The 22,935-nt window shown below is 72.0% G+C and carries 20 protein-coding genes; 12 read left to right on the forward strand and 8 right to left on the reverse strand.

Translation table 11 applies throughout. The annotated features are described in order from the left end of the window. Positions 1–104: 104 nt before the first annotated feature. From ABZ374_RS35935 to ABZ374_RS35950, 4 genes are all read right to left on the reverse strand, one after another. Positions 105–1,364, reverse strand: coding sequence for an ABC transporter substrate-binding protein (locus ABZ374_RS35935; protein WP_360319418.1), 1,260 nt, complete (start codon positions 1,362–1,364; stop codon positions 105–107). Continuing rightward, positions 1,361–2,641, reverse strand: coding sequence for a hypothetical protein (locus ABZ374_RS35940; protein WP_360319420.1), 1,281 nt, complete (start codon positions 2,639–2,641; stop codon positions 1,361–1,363). Before ABZ374_RS35940 ends, ABZ374_RS35935 begins: the two co-directional genes overlap by 4 nt. Positions 2,642–2,926: 285 nt before the next feature. Continuing rightward, a complete protein-coding gene (locus tag ABZ374_RS35945; RefSeq protein WP_360319422.1) occupies positions 2,927–3,754 on the reverse strand; it encodes an SDR family NAD(P)-dependent oxidoreductase in 828 nt (275 codons plus the stop codon). After that, positions 3,751–4,503 carry an SDR family oxidoreductase gene (locus ABZ374_RS35950; RefSeq protein ID WP_360319424.1) on the reverse strand — a complete coding sequence of 251 codons (753 nt, stop codon included), beginning with the start codon at positions 4,501–4,503 and terminating at the stop codon, positions 3,751–3,753. The genes ABZ374_RS35945 and ABZ374_RS35950 overlap by 4 nt, the downstream gene beginning before the upstream one ends. Before the next feature lie 204 nt (positions 4,504–4,707). On the opposite strand from ABZ374_RS35950, the gene ABZ374_RS35955 reads away from it, so the two are divergent. The 7 genes from ABZ374_RS35955 to ABZ374_RS35985 all read left to right on the forward strand — a co-directional run bounded on the left by ABZ374_RS35955 (position 4,708) and on the right by ABZ374_RS35985 (position 13,112). Next, positions 4,708–4,983 carry a zinc ribbon domain-containing protein gene (locus tag ABZ374_RS35955; RefSeq protein WP_360319426.1) on the forward strand — a complete coding sequence of 92 codons (276 nt, stop codon included), beginning with the start codon at positions 4,708–4,710 and terminating at the stop codon, positions 4,981–4,983. A gap of 45 nt (positions 4,984–5,028) precedes the next feature. After that, complete coding sequence (gene fmdA / locus ABZ374_RS35960) at positions 5,029–6,291, forward strand: formamidase (protein WP_360319428.1); 1,263 nt, start codon at positions 5,029–5,031, stop codon at positions 6,289–6,291. 111 nt (positions 6,292–6,402) lie between these two features. Then, entirely contained in the window at positions 6,403–8,175 is a 1,773-nt protein-coding gene (locus ABZ374_RS35965; protein WP_360319430.1) for a hypothetical protein, read from the forward strand. Between the two features lie 56 nt (positions 8,176–8,231). Then, on the forward strand, positions 8,232–9,989 hold the full coding sequence (locus ABZ374_RS35970) for a hypothetical protein (protein WP_360319432.1): 1,758 nt from the start codon (positions 8,232–8,234) through the stop codon (positions 9,987–9,989). A gap of 142 nt (positions 9,990–10,131) precedes the next feature. Further along, positions 10,132–10,689, forward strand: coding sequence for a putative glycolipid-binding domain-containing protein (locus tag ABZ374_RS35975; RefSeq protein WP_360319434.1), 558 nt, complete (start codon positions 10,132–10,134; stop codon positions 10,687–10,689). A 101-nt stretch (positions 10,690–10,790) separates the two neighbouring features. Further along, positions 10,791–11,621, forward strand: a complete 831-nt coding sequence (locus tag ABZ374_RS35980) for a hypothetical protein (RefSeq protein WP_360319436.1) — start codon at positions 10,791–10,793, stop codon at positions 11,619–11,621. 237 nt (positions 11,622–11,858) lie between these two features. Continuing rightward, on the forward strand, positions 11,859–13,112 hold the full coding sequence (locus tag ABZ374_RS35985; RefSeq protein WP_360319438.1) for a CapA family protein: 1,254 nt from the start codon (positions 11,859–11,861) through the stop codon (positions 13,110–13,112). An 84-nt stretch (positions 13,113–13,196) separates the two neighbouring features. Here the strand turns inward: ABZ374_RS35985 and ABZ374_RS35990 are convergent, their stop codons facing one another. Then, positions 13,197–13,835: a transcriptional regulator gene (locus tag ABZ374_RS35990; RefSeq protein WP_360319440.1), complete on the reverse strand. Its 639-nt coding sequence runs from the start codon at positions 13,833–13,835 to the stop codon at positions 13,197–13,199. Between the two features lie 203 nt (positions 13,836–14,038). Between ABZ374_RS35990 and ABZ374_RS35995 the strand changes: the two genes are divergently transcribed. Both ABZ374_RS35995 and ABZ374_RS36000 read left to right on the forward strand, forming a co-directional pair. After that, positions 14,039–14,683 carry a Crp/Fnr family transcriptional regulator gene (locus ABZ374_RS35995; protein WP_360319442.1) on the forward strand — a complete coding sequence of 215 codons (645 nt, stop codon included), beginning with the start codon at positions 14,039–14,041 and terminating at the stop codon, positions 14,681–14,683. A 103-nt stretch (positions 14,684–14,786) separates the two neighbouring features. After that, entirely contained in the window at positions 14,787–15,485 is a 699-nt protein-coding gene (locus ABZ374_RS36000) for a hypothetical protein (RefSeq protein WP_360319444.1), read from the forward strand. A gap of 242 nt (positions 15,486–15,727) precedes the next feature. On the opposite strand, the gene ABZ374_RS36005 is transcribed toward ABZ374_RS36000, so the two are convergent. Then, the gene (locus tag ABZ374_RS36005) at positions 15,728–16,399 is read right to left on the reverse strand and encodes a fasciclin domain-containing protein (RefSeq protein ID WP_360319446.1); all 672 of its coding nucleotides are present in this window, start codon (positions 16,397–16,399) and stop codon (positions 15,728–15,730) included. A gap of 81 nt (positions 16,400–16,480) precedes the next feature. Next, complete coding sequence (locus ABZ374_RS36010; protein ID WP_360319448.1) at positions 16,481–18,019, reverse strand: molybdopterin-dependent oxidoreductase; 1,539 nt, start codon at positions 18,017–18,019, stop codon at positions 16,481–16,483. A 381-nt stretch (positions 18,020–18,400) separates the two neighbouring features. On the opposite strand from ABZ374_RS36010, the gene ABZ374_RS36015 reads away from it, so the two are divergent. The 3 genes from ABZ374_RS36015 (at position 18,401) to ABZ374_RS36025 (ending at position 20,379) form a co-directional block, all read left to right on the forward strand. Next, the gene (locus tag ABZ374_RS36015; protein WP_360319450.1) at positions 18,401–18,985 is read left to right on the forward strand and encodes a sigma-70 family RNA polymerase sigma factor; all 585 of its coding nucleotides are present in this window, start codon (positions 18,401–18,403) and stop codon (positions 18,983–18,985) included. Further along, a complete protein-coding gene (locus ABZ374_RS36020) occupies positions 18,982–19,734 on the forward strand; it encodes an anti-sigma factor (RefSeq protein ID WP_360319452.1) in 753 nt (250 codons plus the stop codon). The genes ABZ374_RS36015 and ABZ374_RS36020 overlap by 4 nt, the downstream gene beginning before the upstream one ends. Before the next feature lie 114 nt (positions 19,735–19,848). Further along, complete coding sequence (locus ABZ374_RS36025; RefSeq protein ID WP_360319454.1) at positions 19,849–20,379, forward strand: hypothetical protein; 531 nt, start codon at positions 19,849–19,851, stop codon at positions 20,377–20,379. 329 nt (positions 20,380–20,708) lie between these two features. On the opposite strand, the gene recQ is transcribed toward ABZ374_RS36025, so the two are convergent. Then, entirely contained in the window at positions 20,709–22,835 is a 2,127-nt protein-coding gene (gene recQ, locus ABZ374_RS36030) for a DNA helicase RecQ (protein WP_360319456.1), read from the reverse strand. Between the last annotated feature and the right edge of the window lie 100 nt (positions 22,836–22,935).

The following is a 22,935-nucleotide window of genomic DNA, read 5'->3' on the forward strand; positions in this document are numbered from 1 at the left end:
CCCCCGGCAAACAGCACAAGTCCCAGCCGCAGCCGACCTGTGATGTGCACCCGAACCCGGCGGGGATCGGGTGCGTCCGGGCATCGGGTCGGCGGCCGGCCCGATCAATAGGCGGTGGCTCGCACCCGGTCCAGGTCGTCCAGGATGCGGTCCAGGTCCGCCGGGGCGGAGACGTACGCCGACACCGCGCGTTGGAAGGCGCTGCGCATCGTGGTGGGCATCAGGTCGGAGGCGTCGAAGCGGATCGCGGGCGCGGTGGCCAACGCGGTGCCCAGGCGCCTGGTCACCTCGTCGCGGTAGGCGTCGGGGGAGACGTTGCGGTCCGGGGACAGGGCGTTGCCCGACTGGACCCACCGTTCCTGAGCCGGCGTGCCGGTGAGGTAGGTCAGCAATTGCCGGGCTGCCGGGGTCTCGTGGAACATCGCCGCGACGTCGCCCGCCACCTCGCGCGGACTGGGGGTGCCGAAGCCCGGGAAGGCGAACGTGTCGTAGTCGCGCGGGGCGCCGGGCGCGGTACGGGCGTCGTAGTTGCCGGCCATGAACGAGCCCTGGTGGTCGAACACGCAACCGCCGCGCGGGTCCAGCACCTCGGCCGACTTGTCGAACCCGGTCAGCAGCGTGCCGATCGATCCGCCGGGAACGGTGTCCGGCGTACCGGGCAACGCGCCCCACGCCTGCCACGCGGCGCGGATCTCCGGCGCTCGCCAGGAGAGTTCGCCTCGCGCCCAGGCGTCGTAGATGTCCGATCCGGAGCGGGCCAGCACGAGATCCTCGATCCAGTCGGTACCCGGCCAGCCCGATGTGGTGCTGGAGGCCAGCCCCATGCACCACGGGGTGATCCCGGCGGCGCGCAACTTCGCGGTGGTGGACTGGAGTTGCGCCCACGTGGTGGGTATCGGCTCGCTCACCCGGGCAAGCTTGGCCGGGTTGTACCAGATCGTGCTCTTGAGCGCGGCCTTGAGAACCACCGCCAACTGCCGCCCGTTGACCCGGCCCGGCGCCAACCACTCCGGCGCGTATCCCGGCCGGATCCAGTCCAGGGGCGCGAGTTTGTTCGTCTTGGCGTAGTGCAACAGGTCGCCGGGCGAGCTGAGTACGGCGATCTCCGGCGGGTCGCCCTCGTCCACTCGGCCGGCCAGTACCGCCGCGACGTCACGGGTGCCCTGGAAGCGCACGTCGATCCCGGTGTCCTTCTCGAACGGCGCGACCACGTCCTCGAACGCCCGTTTCTCGGCGTCCTCCCAGGTGCCCAGGACGTGCACCACCCGAGTCGACTCGCCGGTCGAGCACGCGACCGGGACACAGCCCGCAACGACCAGGAGCAGGGCGCCGAACGCCGACCTCGACCTGCCGATTCCGGTCACCGGAGCCTCCCGTATTCGACGCGGCGGATCAGCAACCCCGCGACGCTCAGCACGAGCACGACCACGCATGTCACCGGGCCACCGAGGGTGAGCCCGCCGTCGTCGGCGGCCTCCGTCAAGGCCGCGTCGGCCGCCCCGCGGCCCTCGATCAGGGCGTCGGTCAACGCCGCCTGGGCGTCGTCGGCCGCGCCGGACATCCGGTCCGCGGCCCGACCGGTCAACAACGCGGTTCCCGGTCCGCCGTCCCGGGTGCCACCCGGCGGCGCCTGGGCCTTGGTGCGCTCGGCGGCGGCCCGCAGCGCGGTCAGCGCGGTGAGCGCCCGAGCACCCGCCTCGCGCAGCGGCCGTGAGCGGTCCTCGGCCATCGCGGTGGCGATCAGGCCGCCGAACCGGGGGTCGCCCCCGGTGCGCACGGCCTCGATCTCGACGGCCGACGGAAGCGGGTCGACCAGATCCCGCAGCGTCAGGCCCGCCTTGACGTCGCTGCTGCGCGGTATGCCACCGGAGGCGATGTCCAGGGCCGCGGTGCCGACCACCTCGTGCACGGCGGTCCGCGCCTGCCACAGCGCGGACTGCTCGGCGACCCGCCGCCCGGCACCCTCGGCGAGCCGGTCGTGCGTGGTCTGCGCGTGCAGCACGGTCCAGGCGATCAGGCCGGCCAGTCCGGCGGCGCCGAGCAACAGCAGTGGGTTGATGCGGCGGCGGAAGCGGCGGCGCAGATAGCCGTGCGCGATCAGTACGAGCAGCAGGGCCACGAACGCGGTGGCGCCGAACGGGACCGCCACGTAGGTGCCCACCCACCAGGTCGAGCGCGCCTCGCGGATGTCCGCCAGGTCCGCGCGGCGCTGCTCGTACAGGCTGGTCACGATCGAGCGCCGCAGGTCGGAGGCGTAGAACACGTTGGCCAGGGACAGCGGTCCGTCGCCACCGGTCTGGGCCAGGCCGACCATGATCGTGTACTCGACCATGAGCGCGTTGACACCGGTGAGGCGGGCCCGGGCGCCGGAATCCTCGCGGTGCAGGTCGGCGGCCAGGGTCAGGAACTGGTTCGCCCGCTTGACCGCGTCCTGATAGTCCTGCCCCGGCCCGGTCAGCGAGAACGCCCCCGACACCAGGCTCGTCGCGGTGGCCCGATCGGCCTCGGTCAGTGCGGCCGCGGCCTGGTCCAGGGCGAGCGCGCCCGGGATCCGACGCTCCCGCAACTCGGCCGTCGTCGCCTCGGATCGGTCGGCTATCAACACGGACAGGGTCAGTACGGGGGCTAATGCGAGGACCACCAAAAGCGCCAGGCCCACCAATCGCCCCGGCGTGGACGAGGGTAACCGCGGTCGCGGTCCCCTCGACGGACGACGACTCGTTACTGCCGCGGTATTGGACATGGAACGGGCGCCCCCTCGTTCCGCTCGGCGATCCGGTCAGGCTAGACGTGTGATCGGCCGGTTACCACATGGTGTTCACTCTTGTGGCGATAGGCGAACACATGCTAGGTACGAGGCGTTTCGCCCGACTCGGGCCTCGGATCTCGCCCCGCGGTCGTGTCCTTGCCGTCCTCCCCGTCCGCCCTACAAGAACGTGTCCCGTCCCCCGTTCACGATCAGGGTCTGTCCGGTCACATAGCGGGATCCCGCCCCACACAAGAACACCGCGGGTGCGCCGATATCCGTTTCCGGGTCGCCGACTCGGCGCATCGGCACCTTGTCCGCGATCCGGGATTCCATGGTCGGGTCCGCCTCGAACGCGGATGCCAGTGCCGGCGTCACGGCCAGCGGGGCGAGCCCGTTGACCCGCACGCCGCTCGGGCCCCACTCGCGGGCGAGCGCCTTGACGAAGCCGCGTTGTGCGCCCTTGACGCCCGCGTAGAAGGACAGGTTGGCGCTGCCGCGCATGCCCGCCGGCGAGGTCAGCAGCAACAACGCTCCCCGGGTCTCGCGCAGATGCGGGTAGGCCGCGTGCGCCACCGTGAACGAGCCGGTGAGCGAGACGTCCGCGTGCTCGCGCCACAATTGCGGCCGCGCTCGCTCGAAGTCCACCGGTTCGCTGGAGCGACGCGAAGTCGCGTTGTGCACCACCGCGTCCAGCCGGCCGAACCGGGTCACGGTCGCCTCGATCGCGGCGCGTACCGACTCCGCCGAGGTGACATCGCACTCGCTCGCCCATCCGCTGCCGCCGCGCGCGGTGATCTCCGCGACCACCTCGGCACCGGCCGCGAGTCGGCGCGCGGTCACCACGACGGTGAAACCGGCCGTCGACAGGGCGAGCGCGATCCCTCGACCGAGCCCGGCCGCCGCCCCCGTCACCAACGCCACCCGCGCGACCCCGGCATCCCCGGCCACGTCCTTGCTCCCGCCACCGGTGTCCCCGGCCACGCCCTCACCCGACTCCCCGCTCACGGCGCCATCAGCGCTCCCCCGTCCACGACCAAAGTCGTCCCCGTCAGCCGCCCCGCCGCAGGCGCCACCAGCAGCGACATCGCGTCCGCGACATCCGCCGCCGTGCCGGCCCCCGGCAACACCGCCTCGCCTCGGTCCACGTCCGTGCCGCGCAAGTGTTCCGCGCCGTAGGCGAACACGTCCGGGGTGACGATGTTCACGGTGATCCCGTCGGCCGCCCAGCGTCGGGCCGCCGACTTGGCCAGCGCGCGCAGCGTCTCGGCGGCGGTGGCCAGCGGGACCAACTCGGCGGCGCCTTCGAGCGCGACGGCGGGCACGACCAGTACGAATCGGCCCCGGCGCGGGGCCAGCACCTCGTGGGCGACCTGGAGCACGGTCAGGCCGTGCCGGATCGGGTCCTCCGCGAGCCGCTGCCACTCGGCGCCGGTCAGGCCGGCCAGCGGGCGCGGTACGAACGCCTCGACGGACACCAGCGTGTACACGAGCACATCCACCCCGTCGTGACCCGCGTCGCGCAACGTCGAGCCCAGGGCGGCCCGGAAGTCGTCCGGATCACCGAGCACATCGAGCGAAGCACCCAGAGTCACCACGCCACCACCATCGCCATCGCCCTCGGCGATCCGCCCCGCAACCGACCCCGGCTCGACCGGATCGCACCAAACCAGCTCGTAACCATCCCGAACGAGCCGCCGCGCGACCGCCTCCCCGACGTCGTCGGCACCCACGACGAGGGCAACACGTCTGCTCACGAGACCTCCGAGTGCTCCGAATGCGGTGAAACCGGGAAAGCGGGAAGTGGGAAAGCGGTGAAAACGGTGATCGACAGCGCGATGGAACCACCGATTCCGTCAATTGACCATGCGTCAGCTCCAACCCGCGTGTCGGCCGTTTTGTTTTGCCCGGTGCTGTGTTGTGCTTCCAGGCACACCCGGTGATCAAGTGAGGGAGCGGTCGTGGCGACCTACGTCTACCGATGTGCCGACTGCGGCGACTTCGAGCTGGTCCGCCCGCTCGGCGAGGCCCGCACGGACGAGTGTTGTCCCGACTGCGCGGCGCCCGGCCGACGCGTGTGGACCGCACCTCGACTCCGCGACAACGGCGTCGGCATGCGTACCGCCGCCGCCGAGGAGCGCTCGGCGCACGCCCCCGCCGTGACCTCGGGCCCGCCGCCCGGATCGGGTGTACGCGGGCCGGGCGACCCCCGGCACGCGCGTCTGCCCCGGCCCTGACGCATCGTCAACGGCCGCCGTACCTCCGATTCTTCGAGGAGTCACATGCCCGAGGTCGTGTTCGGTGTCGACCAGTCCCGCCCGTTCCGGGAGCAGAAGGCGCTCGGCCACAACCGTTGGCACCCGGACGTACCACCGGTGACCGTGGTCAAGCCCGGGGCCGAGTTCCGGATCGAATGCCGCGAGTGGTTCGACGGCACGATCGGCAACAACGACAGCGCCGACGACGTACGCGACGCGGACCTGACGATGGTGCATCAGCTCAGCGGGCCGATCGGGGTGGAGGGGGCCCGGCCGGGCGATCTGCTGATCGTGGACATCCTCGACGTCGGCGCCTGTCCGCAGGACGACACCTTCTCGGTGACCGGCCCGGTGGCCGGCCAAGGCTGGGGCTACACCGGCCTGTTCGCGAAGGAGAACGGCGGCGGCTTCCTCACCGACCACTTCCCGGGCGCGTACAAGGCGGTGTGGGACTTCCACGGACAGCGGGCCACCTCCCGACACATCCCCGGCGTCGAGCTGACCGGCATGATCCACCCCGGCCTGATGGGCACCGCGCCCTCCGCGCGCCTGCTCGCCGAGTGGAACGCCCGCGAGGGCGCGTTGCGCGCGACCGACCCGAACCGGGTGCCGCCGCTGGCCTTGCCGCCCGAGCCGATCGCGGCCCTGCTGGGCTCGATGGACGCCGCCCAGGCCGCAGCCGCCGCCCGCGAGGCCGCGCGGACCGCGCCGCCGCGCGAGAACGGCGGCAACCAGGACATCAAGAACCTGACCGCCGGTTCGCGGATCTTCTACCCGGTGTTCGTCGACGGCGCCAAACTCTCGGTGGGAGACCTGCACTTCTGCCAGGGCGACGGCGAGATCACCTTCTGCGGCGCGATCGAGATGGGCGGGTTCATCGACCTGCGGGTGGACGTCCTCAAGGGCGGGATGGAGACGTACGGCGTCACCACGAACCCGATCTTCATGCCGGGACGGTCCGCGCCCCAGTACTCGGAATACCTGACCTTCACCGGATTCTCGGTCACCGAGGACGGCGAACAGCGCTACCTGGACTCGACCCTGGCCTACCGGCGGGCGTGTCTGAACGCGATCACCTACCTGACCAGGTTCGGCTACACGCCCGAGCAGGCGTACCTGATCCTGGGGGCGGCGCCGATCGAGGGGCGGTTCTCCGGCGTGGTGGACATCCCCAACGCGTGCGCGACGCTGTACGTACCGACCGAGATCTTCGACTTCGACATCCGCCCGTCGGCCTCGGGACCGGCCTTCGCCGACCGCGGGCAGTGTGCGACGACGAGCGGCTGAGCCGACCCGGCGGTGCGCCCACGCGCCAGGCGTGCGTAGGTGCACCTCGGCCGAGTGGTTGTCGGCCTGACCCCGTAGCTTCCTGGTGAGGACGCCACGGAGGGTGCACGAGTGTCGAAGACCGCCATGATCGCGCTGCTGGCCGAGATGAACGATGCCGACGGAACGATCTTCGCACGGATCCGGGAGGAGATGCCGGCGGCACTGCGCGACACCGAGGTGATGCCGCCCGCCGTGGTGCGCACCGCACTGCACCTGGCCGACGACGCCGCGCTGTTCGCGATCGCGGGCAACCTGGGGGTGCCGCGCGGTGCGCTCGCCGAGTTGTACGGCGGCCCCGCCCTCCCGACGTTGCGGACACTGCGCGCACTCGGCCCGAGAAACCCGCGCGCGTACACCGAAGCAACGCGTGGCATCGGCGAGTTGCTCGACCGACACCTCGGTGGTTCGGCGGCCGCCTGGGGCCGGTTGTTCGCGTTGTTGCCGACCTTCGAGGGGCCGCTCGGCGCGGCGATCGAGGCGGCGGGCGCCGATGCGGAGACCCCCGGCCTGCGCGTTCGCGCCGACCTGCGTTCGGACGTACGCCACTTGCTCCTGCTCGCGGCGCCGGCGTCACTGGCCGAGTTGCTCCCCGCGCTGCCCGCGCACACCGTGCGCGACCTGCTCCGGTTCGGTGCCCGGGTGCCGCCGGCGGTGCTCGCGGACGTGATCGCCCGGGCCACCCCCGCGCAGCGCCTGGTACTGGCCCGCGCCCGACGGAGCCGGCCCGAGGTGGCCGGTGCTCTGCTCGCCCTGGGGGATCCCGCGACGAACGCGGCGATCTACCTCAACCCCCGTAGCGGGCAAGCGATCCGAGCCCGGATCATGGCCTCCACCACGCCGCTGCACCCGAGTCTGGTGGAACGGGTGTGCAACGACTGGGCGATCACGATCCGCCGACCCGCCCTGTGGTCGGGCGACCCGGTCCTGGTGCGGGCCGCGCTGCTCAAGCGCGACGCGATGACGATCACCCTGCCCGAGTGCCTGGCGATCTGGCAGGCCAAGGGCATCGAGGGGTTGCGCCCGCACACCCGGCACCTGATGCGGCCCACGAACGGCGCCGAACCGCAGCCTTACCGGGCGCCGCGCTATCGCTCGCTGTTGCTGATCGCCCTGATGCGCCTGTACGAGCGCGCCGGCGCCGCGGCCGCCCTCGACCTGGTGAACGAACTGTCCCTGGACCCACGATTGGCCGAGTTGTGCCGCGAACTGGTGTCCTCGCCCACCGGGATCGCCGCGCTGCGGGAGCGGGTGGCCCGCTCGACGGGCAGCCGGGTGCTGATCCGCCGCCTGCGCGGTTACGTGCCCGGCTTCGCCTGGCCGATGCTGGAGACGAGCATCGTGGACTGGGCGCAGGTCGCCCCGGCGCACCGGCGCACGCCGTTCACCGACCGGGCGTTGGCGATGCTGATCGAACAGGACGGCTGTCCGGCCGAGTTGCAGCGCGAAGCGGGATCCGTCCCGCCCACGCCGGGAGTGACTCGGCGCGGGCGGTGGCCCGTTCCCGTGGTGTGGTCGGACCCGACCCGCAGACGTAATCTCGCCCTGCACGCCACCGAGGCGGATCTCGCGGCCGACTTCGCGGCCGGCCGGACACCGATCGGCGAGTTGCCGACCGGAACGCGCGCGGCCGCAGCCGCCGAACTGCTCGCCCTCCGCGACACGATCGCCCCCGACGCCCGTGCCGCCCACCGACTCCACGACGATTTCGCCGAGTCGATCGACCGGCACGTCCCCCCGGCGGACCGTGTCGCGTTCGCCGTGGTCGCGCTGCGCCTGCTCCCCGAGTTCGAGGGCAGCCTGGCCGAACTCGTCGAAACCGCCGCTGCCGCCGCGCGCGGCTGACCCTTTTTTCCACCGTCGGCCCCGAGCGGGCCCGCCTCCCGAGAGGGCTTCCCGACATGCACTACGGCTCCGCGTTCGCGCTGCTCGCCGCGCTGGACAACGCCAACGGCGAGGTGTTCGCCCGGGTACGCGGCTCCTACGCGCCGCACCTGGGTGAGGCAGCCGGCCTCCCGGCCCCGCTGATCACCTCGGCGATCCGATACGGCACCGGCGCCGACCTGATCAAGATCGCGGCGCGGACCCGAAACCTCCGGGTGCTCGACGAACTTCTCGCCGAGGCCGGCCCCGCCGTCGCCGTCCTGCGTTTCCTGCGGCATTGCGGCGCGAGCAACGGCATCTCCTACCTGCTCCCGATGACCGAGGTGAGCGCGCTGCTGGGTGCGCGGCTCGGTGCCGATCCGCAAGCCTGGTCGCGACTGCTGACCCTGCTGCCCGACTGCCAGGGCACCGTGGCCGAACTCGTCGAGGCGGCCGCCGCCGGCGAGGGCGGTACCGAGGCGATCCCGACGCCGCCGCGCACGGTGGCCGGCGAGTGGCGGCAACTGCTGCTGTCGACCCACCCGGATCACCTCGCGGCCCTCGTCCCGCACCTGCGCCCGCCCACCGTGCTCGACCTGGTGCACTTCGGCGCCCTGCTGCCCGCGTCGGTCGTCACCGAGGCGGTGCGCCGCGCGACGCCGCGGCAACGCCGGGCCCTGGCCGCCGCGCATCACCTGCGCCCGGAGGGATACGACGCGCTGATCGACCTGGGCGATCCGGAGCTGAACGCGGTCGTCTACGCCAATTCCTGGGCCGGCGACCGGGAGCGGAACCGGATCATGGCCGCCGCGGCCGAGGTCCCGCTCGACCCGGCCACGATCGAGCGGGTGCTCGGCGCGAACAACGCCCGCTACCGGCGCCCCGCGGTGTGGTCCGGCGATCCCGCCCTGGTGCGTGCGGCGCTGCTGCGGGTGCGCCACATGGGCGCGTCCGCCGCCGAGTGCGTCGAACTGTGGAAACGCGGTGGGATCGAGGCGCTGCGCCCGCAGTTCCGCAACAACTACCAGCACAAGCAATACGAGCCCTTCGTGGTGCCGCTGCACCGGGCGATCCTGCTCGGTGCGCTGCTCGCGCTGTGGGAGCGGCACGGGGTGGCACAGCCGGAGCTCCTGGTCGACGAGCTGCCGCTGCGCGAGGCGTCCGCGGCCAAGCTGCGCACGATGTTCGCGGCGGGGGACGCGGGTCGTGTGCGACTGCGGGCCGAGTACGAGCGCGAACTCGCCCGGCGGGCCTCGCGGTCCGCGCATCCGAGCGTGCCGCAGGGCTTCCGGATCGCCGCGCCGTGGCAGCCGCAGGCGGGCTGGGCCACGCTCGTGGCCGCACACGCCAAGGAGCCGTTGCCCGGGGTGACCGCCCGCTTTTTGACCGAGTTCCCGGGCTGCCCGACCGCGATCGCCGAGGCGACCGAGGACGACGACACGTTGCGCGGGCGGTGGCCGGCGCGCGAGAGGTGGTACGGGACGCATGCGCGCGACCAGGTCCACACGAACGAGGTGCGTCGATTGCGTGCCGAAATGGCGAGGATTCCGGGGCTGGTCGAGCGGGTGTTCGCCGACGGCACGCCCGCCGAACGGGCGCTGGAGCTCTACGACCGGATCCAGCGGTACGCCCCCGACCCGGAGCCGGCGGCGGAGCAGCGCGCGCGGATGACCCGATACATCGACGAACACCTGGGCGAAGGGCTGGAGGCGCGGGTGATCGCCGCGCGGATGGCTCCCGCGTTCGCCGGAACGTTGTCCGAGCTGTTCGCGACCGCAGCCGCCGCGGCCGGCTGAGCGGGCCCACGGGGCGGTGCCCGCAGTGCGGGCGGCGGCGGGTGGAGACCGGGACGGCATCGGCGTGGACGTGGGAAAAGTGTCGGTGCGGAGGTCGGAAAAGCGTTGGTGTGGAGGTCTGATTCGGGGTACCGATGCACACGTGACGGATGAGCGCGTACTGACGTGGCAGGTGACCGAGAGCGGCGGTCAGGAGACCTCCTGGGTCGAGTTGGGGAAGTCGCGGCTCTCCGCGCGCGGCGAGGCGCTGGGCACCACGCCTCGGTCCTATCGACTCACCTACGAGCTGGAGACGACGCAGGACTACGTGACCACCCGATTGCGGGTGGTCGCGCAGGGCGCGGGCGAGACCAGGCGGCTGGATCTGCGCCGCTCGGCCGACGGCTGGACCGCGGACGGCGTGCCGCGACCGGACCTCGCCGACGCGCTCGACTGCGACCTGGGTCTGTGTCCGCTCACCAACACGATGCCGATCCTGCGGCACGGCCTGCACGAGGAGGCCGGCCGGCATCGTTTTCTGATGGCCTTCGTGGCCGTGCCGGAGTTGGTGGTGGAGCCGTCCTGGCAGACGTACACGCATCTCGGGGTGGAGCCCGACGGGGCGCGGGTGCGCTACGAATCCGGCGACTTCCGCAGCGATCTGCTCGTGGATCACGAGGGATTGGTGTTGGACTATCCGCAATTGGCCACCCGAATCTGAGTCGGCCGACGACCACTGCCGGTGATCATGGCCGTAACAGTCCTGTTGCTCTTGCCGTCCGGCTGTGAAGGCTTTGGCCGGATTCCATAAAATTCGGTCCCATGAGCTCCTCCTCGGACGCAGCGTCCCCGCTGCCCGCCCGCACTCCAGGTCTGCCCACCAGGGTGCCGCAACCCCGTCAGGGCGGTCGGCACCGTCGGCCCGATTCCCATGAACTCCCGGAGGCCGCCAAACCGTTGATTCTTGCCGTGCCCGGTCCCGCGACCGCCGACCTGCTCGCCGTGGTGGGCGAGGTCGCGCTGTTGGCCGGCGCGGATCTACCCGGCCTGGACATCAGGCCGGTGGTGATAGAGGAGGGCGAGACCGACCTCGTCGCCGTTCTGCGCGGCGCACCGTCGGCGGTCGTCGTCCCGCTCCTGCTCGGTCCGAACGCCGAGGCCGCGGCCCGGATCGAGGCGGTGCTCGCCGGCACGGAGGGCGAGTTCCTGCGCTGCGGCGTGCTCGGCCCGCATCCGCTGCTGGCCGAGGTGCTGCACGAGCGGCTCTCCGAGGCCGGCCTGGCCCGTGCCGACCGGGCCCGCCTGTTCAGCGTCGCGACCGCCGCCGAGGGGATCGTGCTGGTCACCGACGGTGGCCCGGAGGCCGTTGCCGCGGCCGAGGTGACCGGGGTGCTGCTCGCCGCCCGCCTCGCGCTGCCGGTGATGACCGCCGACCTGGGTGACCCCAAGACGGTGCTCGCGGCGGCCGAGCGGCTGCGCGAGATGGGTGCGGCCTCGATCGCGCTGGCGCCGCACGTGCTCGGCCCGGATGTCGAGACCGGCCGGATCGCGGACATCGCTGCACAGTCCGGCTGCACGGCGGCCGAGCCGATCGGCGCGCACACCTCGGTGGCGAAGCTGATCCTGCACAAGTACCTGGAGGCGTGCGGCTAGCCGCACACCTCGCCGGGTGTGCGGCCGACCGCACACCTCGCCAGGCGGCGCATGGCTCCCCCCGTGCCATGCGCCGCCGAATCGTGCCCTCGACCGCCCACCGGCCCGGGCGGCGGCGCCCGGCCTCGGGTGTCGAGCCGGTCGAATCCGGGGTTCCGCGAGCCCGGATGGGCTGAGAGGGTTCCGCCAAACGGCGGCTCTTCGGCTGCGCCGCCGGGACGGGGGGAACACGGGGCCATGGACACGTCACGCAAGAAATATCGTTTCGCCATCGCGCTGGTGGCGGTCGGCCTGCTGGCCGGACTGATCACCCTGATCTGGGAGGCGGACCGCACCCGGGACACCCCACACAAGGATTCGGCGGCCTCGGTGCCCACCCCCTCCGCGCCCGGCCCCGGAGCGCCCGGCGGCGCGAGTCGGCCGACCAGCCTCACCCTGACCACCACGGGGGACGTGCTCGCCTATCCGACGATCATCGCCCAGTCCGAGCTCGACGCGGGGGGCGGGCCGAGCGGCGCGGGCGGATCGAGCGGCGCGGGCGGCTCCGGCAACGACTTCCACAAGATCTTCGCGGACGTGGTGCCGCTGGTGCAGAAGTCCGATCTGGCGCTCTGCCACATGGAGACGCCCTACGCCCCGCCCGAGGGCCCGTTCACCGGCTACCCGATGTTCGCCGCGCCCCCGCAGATCGCCCGCACGCTCGCGGACACCGGATACGACGGTTGCTCGACGGCGTCCAACCACACGCTCGACGGCGGCTTCACCGGGCTGCGGCGCACGCTGGACACGCTGGACGCGGCGGGCGTACGGCACGCGGGCAGCGCGCGGACCGAGCAGGAGGCCGCGCCGACGATCCTGGACGTCAAGGGCGTCAAGGTCGCGCACCTGTCCTGGACCTACGACACCAACGGCATCCCGCTGCCCGAGGACAAGCCGTGGTCGGTCAACGTGATCGACAAGGACCGGATGATCGCCCAGGCCCGGGCCGCGCGCGCCGCCGGCGCCGAACTGGTCCTGCTCAGCGTGCACTGGGGCACCGAGTGGCAGCGCGAGCCCGACGCCCAACAGCGCGCGCTGGCCAAGGAGTTGACTGCCTCGGCGAACAACGGTGTCAAGGACGTCGACCTGATCATCGGTACGCACAACCACGTGCCGCAGGCGTACGAAAAGGTCAACGGCACCTGGGTGATCTACGGCATGGGCGACGAGTTGGCCAACTTCCCGGACAAACCGCGCGGGAACTACAGCTCGGCCGGGCTGTTCACCTTCTCCCGGGACGCCGCCGGGACGTGGAGCGTGACCGAGGCGCAGTTCCGCCCGCTGTACTCGCATCCGGGCCCGCCGTTTCGGATCCTGGACGTGAACAAGGCGCTGGCCGACCCGACCACCCCCGCCGAGACCCGGGCGCTGTTGCAGACCGCGCGCTCGACCGTGGTGGACGCGGTCTTCTCCGAGGGCGCGGCGGGGGCGGGACTCACCGAATCGAAATAGTCGAAGCAGTCGGAGCAACCGAAGCAGTCGAAGCAGCCGAAGAGGGAGAAGGCGGAGGAAGAGGAGCGGTACCGAGACCCGCCGTCACGACGTCGGGAGGGCGTCCCAGAAAGCCAGTTCGTAGCTCTGCATCAGTCGGGCCGCGGTCTTGGCGCCCTCCTGGTCGTCGCCCTCGTCCAGGCCGGTCTGCAACAGGGTCAGCGCCGCGTCCTCGAAGCCCGGCGGCAACGACGCGAAGAAGGTGAAGAACGCGACCTGGTCCTCGGTCAACCCGTGGTGGTTCCGCAGCGCCTGCGCGAACCGCTCGCAATACCCGCCCCAGAAACCGAAGTTGGCCAACAGGGCGAGCGCGACCTCGGCGCGCGAGCCGTACTGGGCCAACCAGGCCAGGTGATGCGGGTAGCCCTGCGCCGCGGCGTTCGGGGCGTACCCGAGCAGGTCGGCGGCGCCCATGCCGATCGCCTCCGCGTACGGCATCAACAATTGGAAAGCCTGACTCTCGCCGCCCGCCAGCGCCAGGAACAGCGGTGTCGCCTCCGGGAATCGGGACGCGAGCAGGGCGAACGAACGCCGGTCGCTCAGGATGATCCGGTATTCCTCGCCGGCGATCCGACGCAGCGCGTCGACCTCCACCGGACCGGCCTCGGCCCGGTCCACGAACCGATTCGTCGAGCCTGCGGTCAGGTCCTGTACCACCTGGGTGTAGAGCATTCGCGCGTCCATGCCGCCACCGTTCGTTCGCCTGGTCGATATCGCTTGTCGATGCCGTCACCGGGGCCGTGCCGCCGCCCCGGTGCGGGAGTCCTATCTCTCCCCGGGAACCGGGCGATCCACGCCTTCGGGGGTGATCCTCGGGATCCGGGAATGCCTGCCGGATCGGATGTGCGTGGTTAAGCTCGGGCGGCACGGGCGACGGAGGAGCGGGCGTGACCGAGGACGACAGGGCGTTGCCCCCGCAACTTCGGGACGTCCTGCGCGAGTCCGGCCGACGGCTGGGCTACGACCGGGGCGACGCGCTGTTCATGGAGGGCGACCACCCGCGCCATGTGGTGTTGATCGAGCACGGGCAGGTCAAGATCGAGCGGGCCACCTCGGACGGCTCGGCGGTCACCATCGCGGTGCGTGGGCCCGGCGAGTTGGTCGGCGAACTGGCCTGTATCGACGGGCGCGGCCGGTCCGCGACCGTGGTCGCGCTGGGGCCGGTGGTGGCCGTGCTGGTGCCGCTGTCCCGTTTTCGCGAGTTGCTCAACACGAACGCGCCGCTGGTGTACGCGGTGTTGATCCGCACCGTGTCCCGGATCCGCGAGTCGGACCGGTGGCGGGTCGAGTACGGCGCGCTGGCCACCGGGCGTCGGGTGGCCCGGGCGCTGGCCGACCGCACGCTGGGCAGCGCCGAGGGGCCGTGCGTGATCCGAACCACCCAGCAGGAACTCGGCGACGCGATCGGCATTTCGCGGGAATCCGTGGTCCGCGCGCTGCGGGTGCTGCACGAATCGGGGTTGGTGCAGACCCGGCGCGGCAGCATCGTCGTGCCCGATCCGCCGGCTTTGCGCGAATGGGCCGACGGATAACGCGTTGTGTGTCATCTGACGCGTACAACCGGCCGCCGCCGGAGTACTCCTTGAGGGGCAGGGAGCGAGGGCGCACAAGCGCACGGCGCGGTGGGGGGAATCCGTGGGAGCCAAGTCGCGGTACATGTCGATCCTGGTGCTCGACGTCGAGCGATTCGGCCGACGTTCGGACGTGACCCAGGAGTGGGTGCGCGGGCGGCTGTACGAACTGCTGCACTCCGCGCTCGAATCGGCGGGCATCGCCTGGAACGCGTGCGTGGTCGAGGACCGCGGCGACGGGGCGATCCTGCTGATCCCGGCGAACGTGCCCAAGGAGGACCTGACCGATCTGTTCATCGACCGGCTGCACGCCGGGCTGCGCAACCACGATCGGCACGCGAGCGACGAGGCGCGGATCCGGCTGCGGGTGTCCCTGCACGCCGGCGACGTCGTACAGGACACCCGGGGCTGGTCGGGCAGCGCGATCAACACCGCGTGTCGGCTGGTCAACGCCGACCCGCTGCGTGAGGTGCTGGCCGCGGCCGAACGCGCCTGCCTCGCGCTGATCGTCTCCCGGTCCTGGCACGAGGCGGTGGTCGTCCCGGAGCGCGGCGGCCTGGAGAGCTCGGCGTACGGGGAGGTGCACGTGCAGGCCAAGGAGGTCGACGAGACCGCGTGGGTGTACGTGCCCGGCTATCAACGTCCACCCGCCACGGGCACCGACCATGTGGCGACTCCACCTCGGGTGCGGAAGAGGGCTGTCCAGCGCGGGGGGCTGGACAGGGGCTTCAGCTTCGACGGTGAGGTTCGCCAACCTCGGTGACGTGGTGGGTGGGAGGACACACTCGGTGCGCCGGGTCGAACGGGCCGACCGATGGGGGCGGTCTCGACCGGCGCACGGCGGCCGGCGCCGGCGGGCCTGGGAGGGAGAGGTCCGGCGGCGCTCGGCACACCGACGGACGGTTGTGTCCCCACGCGCGGGGACACGACCGTCCGTTGGTTGCGGTCTCGGCTCGGTCCGGTCCGGTCTCGTCCCGGGCCTCGACCGGTCTGGCGTGCCGTCGATCAGGAAGTCGGCGGCATCAGCACGGTGTCGACGATGTACACGGTCGCGTTGCCGGTCTGCACGTTGCCGCAGACCACCTTCGAGGCGTCGTTGACGGTGTACGTCCCGCCCGCGCCCTTGGTGGTGAGCTGCTGCTTCTCCAGCGTCTCGAACGAGCCGCCGTCGAGCCCGGTGGGCGTGAGCCGCTGCCCCACCACGTGGTAGGTCAACACCTTGGTGAGCGCGGCCTTGTCGGCCAGCAGCTTGTCCAGGGTCTCCTTCGGGATCTTGGCGAACGCGTCGTTGCTCGGCGCGAACACGGTGATGTTCTGCGCGGTGTTCAGCGTGTCCACCAGACCGGCGGCCTGGACGGCGGTCACCAGCGTGGACAACACCGGATTGTGCGAGGCGGCCGTGGCGACCGGGTCCTGGGCCATGCCGGCGAAGCTGCCCGCACCGGTGGCGGGCACGGCCGAACACGCGCTGCCGAACGGTGCGGAGGCGGTGCTCGTGCTGCCCCCCGCGGGGCCGGGGGTACCGGCGCCGGCGGCCGGCGCGGCCGGCGCGGAGGCCGCGCTCTTCTTGGCCGAGTCGTCCTTGTCGTCGCTGCCACAGGCGGCCAGCGGGATCGCGAGCGCGGCCAGGGCGGCCGCGGTGGCGATGGCGCGGGGGAGACGAATGTCGGTGATCATCAGGGGCTTCCTTCTGTCTTTCGGATGGGATCGTGCCGGGTTGGTTGATGTGGCCGGCCCGAGGGCGGAATCGAGGGTCGATCAGGTGACGGTGACCACCACCGAATGCCGGCCGGTGGCGCCGTCGGGCACCGTGCCGACCCGTTTGTCGGTCTGCACGGCGCCGCCCGCGTCCGTGGCGCGGACCTCGATCCGGTGCGAGCCGGGTGTGCTCGGCGTCCACTCCCACACCCACTGGCGCCAGGTGTCCGTACTGGGCACCTCGGCCAGTCGGGCCGGTTGCCACGGGCCGCCGTCCACGGCGACCTCGACGGCCGACACGCCCCGGTGTTGGGCCCAGGCGATGCCCGCGATCGGCACCGGCGTACCGATCCGAAGGCGCGCGAACGGCTTGGGGGTGTCGATCCGGGACTGGGTCTTGATCGGCGCCTGTTGCGACCACGTGCGCTTGACCCAGTAGGCGTCGTAGTCGGCGAACGTGGTCAGTTCGAGATCCTTGAGCCACTTGCACGCCGACACGTAGCCGTACAGTCCCGGCACCACCATCCGGACGGGATAGCCGTGTTCGAACGGCAGCGGCTCGCCGTTCATGCCGATCGCGAGCAGCGCGTCCCGCCCGTCCATGACCACCTCGACCGGGGTGCCGATGGTCATCCCGTCGGTGGATCGGGAGACGAGCTGGTCGGCGGGACCACCCCGGGACGGCGGCCGCACACCCGCCTCGCGCAGCAGATCGGCCAGGCGCACGCCCAGCCACCGCGCGGTGCCGGTATACGGGCCGCCGACCTCGTTCGACACACAGGTCAGGGTGAGATCGCGCTCGATCAGGGGGCGGCGCAGCAGGTCGTGGTAGGAGAAGGTCAACGGCGTTCGCACGCCCTTGCCGTGGATCCGCAACGACCAGTTCTCGACGTCGACGCGCGGCACCACGAGGGCGGTGTCCACCCGGTAGAAGTCGCTGTTCGACGTGGTGAACGAGGACAGTCCGGCCAGCCGCAGATCGACGCCGGCCGGCAGCGGCGGGGCCGGTTCGGCCGGGGCGGGCAGCCTGATCCGGTTGCGGAAGGCGGCGATCGAGGCGCGCCTGCCGTTGCCGATGAGGCGGCCCGCGGTGCCGGCCACCACCGAGCCCGCGGCCACCGTGCCGGCGGCGATCAGGAAGGCCCGACGATCGAATGCACGATCCCGCGCGCGCACCGCGATCACCGGCCTGGTCAGCCACCACAGCGCGGCGGCCCCGGCGACGCCGCCCAGCAGGGACGGCAGGACATCCACGAATCCGGCGCCGGCCCGGTGCCGGGCCGCGAACGCGCCGAGCAGGCCGAACGCGAACACCCCGGCCATCGCGGTGCGCCGCAAGCGCAGCGCCAGGCAACCCAGGCCGAGGGCGATCAGCGCGAGGAGGACCAGGATTCCGGCCTGCAGCATCAACTTGTCGTCGGTGCCGAACTCCCGGACGGCCCAGTCCTTCACCGCCGGGGGAGTGCGGTCGATGACGGCTCCCCCCACGGCGGTGAGAGGCCCCGCCTCGGGCCGGACGAACGCGGCGCCGAGTTCGGCGACGGCCAGTGCCGCGCCGGCGGACAGCAGTCCGCTCAGCGCGCCCGTTCCGGCCCGCATCCATCGGCGGGTGCTGTTTCCCTTCACGGTGAGCCATTCGCGGCCGACGGTGCTCCGGATTGGCCGTTCACCCGAACGGGTTGCCGCGTTGCGATCTCCGGGGAGCGGCTCGGAAATCGTTCGGAAATCGCTCGACGTCCACGGCAATCCGTTCGCCGTTCGGCACCGAACATTGGGTCGGAGTGTCGGCGCCCGCCACGGGTGACCTCCTCGGGATCGGCGCGAGTGGGAGTGGGACATGGACGATCGGTACGGACACCGCCGCCGAGGCGGGCGCGGATGCGGGCGCAGGTGCAGGTGCAGGTATCGGCGCGGGCGCGGGCGCGGGGACGGACGCGGGCCCGGATTCGGGCGCGGCATCGGGATGCGTGGTGAGCGCGGGTGAGGACCGCCGTGCACATCGCCTCGTCCGGGGATCGCGGGCCGTCGCTGGAGGACCGGCTGGTGAGCGTCGCGCAGGGCGACCGGGAGGCGTTCGCGTTCGTCTACGACGCGGTGATCGGCGCGGTGCTCGGCGTCGCGCGTCGGGTGGTCCGTGATCCGGCGCAGTCGGAGGAGGTGGCGCAGGAGGTGTTGCTCGACGTGTGGCGTACCGCCGCCCGCTTTCGCCCGGACCGGGGCAGCGCGATGACCTGGATCCTGACCATGGCCCACCGGCGTGCGGTCGACCGGGTGCGCTCGGCCCAGGCGGCCACCGATCGGGAACACCGCACCGCGATCCGCGAGCACACCACCGAGTACGACGAGGTGACCGAGGAGGTCGAGGCCCGACTCGAACGCGAGCAGGTGCGGCGTTGTCTGCGCACGCTGACCGAGTTGCAGCGTCAGTCGGTGACCCTGGCCTACTACCGGGGCTGTACCCATCGGGAGGTGGCCGGCCTGCTGGACGTGCCGTTGGGCACGATCAAGACCCGCCTGCGGGACGGCCTGATCCGCCTGCGCGACTGCCTGGGAGTGGGCACATGACCCCCGCCGACCTGCACACGATGACGGGGGCGTACGCCGTGCACGCCCTCGACGAGGACGAACGGCGGGAATTCGAACGCCACCTGACGGTGTGTCCGGCCTGCGCGCAGGAGGTTCGCGAGTTTCGCGAGACCGCCGCCCGGCTGGCCTCGGCGGTCGCCGAGACGCCGTCGGCACAACTGCGGCGCCGGGTGCTCGACGGCATCGTGACCGTACGTCAGTTGCCGCCCGAACTGCCCGCCCGGCAGCCGGCCGTCGGCGCGGGGCCGGGCCGGACCCGGCGGGTCACGGTGTTCGTGCTCGCCGCGTGCCTGGCCGCGATCGGCGTGCTCGGCGGGGTCGCGATCGACCAGTATCGGGACGCCCGCAGAGCCGAGCACACGGTGGGCGCACAACGCGAGCGTGCCGCCGTGATCGAGGCGGTGATCACCGCGCCGGACGCGGTCCAGGCGTCGGCACCGGTGACCGGCGGCGGTACGGCACGGGTGGTCGTCTCCCGCGCGCTGGATCGCACCGTGCTGTTGACGTCCGGGCTGCCCACCTTGCCGAACGCTCGGGTGTACCAGGGCTGGTACGTCGACCACGGCCGCATGCGTTCGATCGGGACGTTTCGGCCGGGCACCGCGTTGCTGGCGGCGGCGGTCGATCGGGCCTCGGGGGTCGGGGTCACGGTGGAGCCGGCGGGCGGCTCGGCGCAGCCGTCGGGGGACCCGATCGTGCTGCTCGAATTCGCGGGTGGGCGGGCATGAGGGTCCGTCGGGCGGATCCGAACGGCGCGCAGAGGAGCCGGCTGCTCACGGTCGGTGGCCGAGGGGGGTGACGGAACTTGATTTGTGCTCGGCTGTGTTCGAGGATTTCGAACCATGGGACCTCTCAAGCCGGATATCGCCGAACTGATCTTTGGATTCGTCACCTTCGTGGTGGTCTTCGCGGTGTTCGCGAAGGTGTTGCTGCCGCGCATCGGCCGCACGATCGCCGAGCGGCACGACGCGCTCGAAGGTGGCTTCGACCGGGCGACCGGCCTCCAGGCGGAGAGTGAGGCGGCGCTGGCCGAGCTGCGGGCGCAGATGACCGAGACCCGCAAGGAAGCCGCGGCGGTTCGGCAGCAGGCGGCCGAGGAGGGTGCCCGGCTGATGGCCGAGGCGCGTGCCGAGGGCCAGCGGATCAAGGAGGAGCTGGTCACCTCCGGCCACGAGCGGCTGGACGCGGACCTCGCCCTGGCGAGCGCGTCGCTGCACGCGGAGCTGGGCCTGATCGCGACGGACCTGGCGGGCAAGGTGCTCGGTGAGCCGGTCGGCACGCTGGTGGCCGACAGCGACGTGATCGAGCGCTTCCTGGCCGAGCTGGACGAGTTGGACGCGGAGCAGGGCGGCGGTTCGGGCGGCAAGGGCTGACCGAGCGTCGGATGGGCCGGCCGGTGGCCGGGCCCGGGGATCGCCTCCCCGGGCCCGGCCACTTTTGCGTTTGGTGGTCCTTCGGGACCGGCGCTCGGCCGGGGCACGGGTGTGGGTCCGTCTGTCGCCGTGCCTGCGGGTGTGCCCGGGCCTGATCGATCGTTGTCGGTGGTGCGGGTTCGGGCCGGGGTCCGGGGGTGCGCCCGGCCCGGTCGGTCGGTTCGGTGGTGCGGGTTCGGGCCGGGGTCCGGGGGTGCGCCCGGCCCGGTCGGTCGGTTCGGTGGTGCGGGTTCGGGCCGGGGTCCGCGGGTGTGCCCCGGCCCGGTCGGTCAGTTTCGGTAGTCCGGGTCCGGTTCGAACTCCGGGTAGTACTCCGGCTCCGGCTCGAAGTCGGGCTCGTAGTCGTTCTGGTAGTCGGGTTGATAGTCCGGCAGGGGTTCGCGGATCAGCTCGGGCACCGGCTCGCGGGTGAGCTCGGCGGCCGGTGCCGAGGCGGCTTGTGCCGAGCCGGGTCGGGCCGAGCCGGCCGTCGAGCCGGGCGCCGGGATGCGGGCCGCTCCCGGCGTGGAGGCGGTGGAGGCGGGCGCCGGGGCGCCGGGGGGCGAGCCGGCCAGCGTGTCCAGGATCGATTGGCCGTACTTGGCCAGCTTGTTCTCGCCGATGCCGCTGATCGCGCCCAGTGCGGCCAGGGTGTCCGGCCCGATGGTGGCGATCTCACGCAGCGTCGCGTCGTGGAAGATCACGTACGCCGGCACGCCCTGCTCCTTCGCGGTCGCCGCGCGCCACGCGCGCAGCGCCTCGAAGATCGGCGCCGCCGCCGCGGGCAGCTCGATCGGCGCGGCCTTGCCCTTGCCGGACTTGGCCGCCCGGTCGGCCTTCGCCGCACGCGCCGGCCGCTCCGGCTCACGGCGCAGCATCACCTCGCGCCGCCGGCCGAGCACCTCCTCGCTGGCCTCGGTCAGTACCAGCGCGTTGAACGCGGGCTCGACGGCGATCAGCTTCATGGCGAGCAACTGCCGCACCACGCTCATCCATTCGGTCCGACCCAGCTCGGTGCCGATGCCGAAGACCCGGAGCGTGTCGTGGTCGAACTGGATCACCTTGGCGGTCTTGGCACCCAGCAGGATGTCCACGATCTGGCCCGCGCCGAACTTCTGCCCGCGCCGCTCGTGCTTGAGCCGCCACACGGTCGACAACACCTTCTGCGCCGCGATCGTGCCGTCCCAGGAGGCGGGCGGCGACAGGCAGGTGTCGCAGTTGCCGCACGCGGTGCTCTCCTGACCGAAGTAGGCGAGCAGACGCACCCGCCGACACTCGACCGTCTCGCACAGCGCCAACATCGCGTCCAGGTGCGTGCCCAGCCGGCGGCGGTGGGCCTGGTCGCCCTCCGACCCGTCGATCATCTTGCGCTGCTGCACCACGTCCTGGAGGCCGTACGCCAGCCACGCGGTGGACGGCAGCCCGTCGCGCCCGGCGCGGCCGGTCTCCTGGTAGTAGCCCTCGACCGACTTGGGCAGGTCCAGGTGCGCGACGAAGCGCACGTCGGGCTTGTCGATGCCCATGCCGAACGCGATGGTGGCGACCATCACCATGCCGTCCTCGCGCAGGAAGCGGGACTGGTTGGCGGCGCGCACCCGCGAGTCCAGGCCCGCGTGGTACGGCAGCGCGTCGATGCCGTTGTCGACCAGGAACGCGGCGGTCTTCTCCACCGACGCCCGGGACAGGCAGTAGACGATGCCCGCGTCGCCGGCGTGTTCGGAGCGGAGCAGGTCGAGCAACTGCTTCTGCGGCTTGTCCTTGTGCACGATCCGGTACTGGATGTTGGGCCGGTCGAAGCTGGCCACGAAGTGCCGGGCCTGCCGGAGGTTCAGCCGGGAGGCGATTTCGGTGTGGGTGGCCTCGGTCGCCGTCGCGGTGAGTGCGACGCGCGGCACGTCCGGCCAGCGCTCGTGCAACTGGGACAGGGTGAGGTAGTCGGGCCGGAAGTCGTGGCCCCACTGCGCCACGCAGTGTGCCTCGTCGATCGCGAACAGCGAGACGGTGCCCCGGTCGAGGAGCCGCAGGGTCGCGTCGACCTTCAGCCGTTCCGGCGCCAGGTAGAGCAGGTCCAGCTCGCCGGCCAGGAACTCCGACTCGACCATGCGCCGCTCGTCGGGGTTCTGCGTCGAGTTGAGGAACCCGGCGCGCACACCCAGCGCGGTGAGCGCGTCCACCTGGTCCTGCATGAGCGCGATCAGCGGTGAGATCACCACTCCGACGCCTTTTCGCACCAGCGCGGGGATCTGGTAGCACAGCGACTTGCCGCCGCCGGTGGGCATCAGGACGAGCGCGTCGCCGCCCTCGATCACATGGTCGATGATCTCCTGTTGACTCCCGCGAAACGAGTCGTAACCGAAGACGCGATGCAGAACCTGCAGCGCTTCGCTGATCTGGGGACCGTCGTCGAGCGCTGTCATCCGAGCAGTCTAAGAGCAGTCGGCGACACCCGAGGCCGGTCTATGGACAACGTGGACGGAGGGTGCGGCACGGTTGTGGACAACCGCTGAGGACTCGGCC

Source organism: Embleya sp. NPDC005971 (assembly GCF_040629175.1).
GTDB lineage: Bacteria > Actinomycetota > Actinomycetes > Streptomycetales > Streptomycetaceae > Embleya.

Bases quoted from the DNA above. Each gene is read 5' to 3' on its own strand.
- ABZ374_RS36010 (WP_360319448.1), bottom strand. From the start codon at position 18,019: ATGCGGGCCGGAACGGGCGCGCTGAGCGGACTGCTGTCCGCCGGCGCG.
- ABZ374_RS36020 (WP_360319452.1), top strand. From the start codon at position 18,982: ATGACCCCCGCCGACCTGCACACGATGACGGGGGCGTACGCCGTGCAC.
- ABZ374_RS36025 (WP_360319454.1), top strand. From the start codon at position 19,849: ATGGGACCTCTCAAGCCGGATATCGCCGAACTGATCTTTGGATTCGTC.
- fmdA (WP_360319428.1), top strand. From the start codon at position 5,029: ATGCCCGAGGTCGTGTTCGGTGTCGACCAGTCCCGCCCGTTCCGGGAG.
- ABZ374_RS35970 (WP_360319432.1), top strand. From the start codon at position 8,232: ATGCACTACGGCTCCGCGTTCGCGCTGCTCGCCGCGCTGGACAACGCC.
- ABZ374_RS35985 (WP_360319438.1), top strand. From the start codon at position 11,859: ATGGACACGTCACGCAAGAAATATCGTTTCGCCATCGCGCTGGTGGCG.
- ABZ374_RS36005 (WP_360319446.1), bottom strand. From the start codon at position 16,399: ATGATCACCGACATTCGTCTCCCCCGCGCCATCGCCACCGCGGCCGCC.
- ABZ374_RS35990 (WP_360319440.1), bottom strand. From the start codon at position 13,835: ATGGACGCGCGAATGCTCTACACCCAGGTGGTACAGGACCTGACCGCA.
- recQ (WP_360319456.1), bottom strand. From the start codon at position 22,835: ATGACAGCGCTCGACGACGGTCCCCAGATCAGCGAAGCGCTGCAGGTT.
- ABZ374_RS35980 (WP_360319436.1), top strand. From the start codon at position 10,791: ATGAGCTCCTCCTCGGACGCAGCGTCCCCGCTGCCCGCCCGCACTCCA.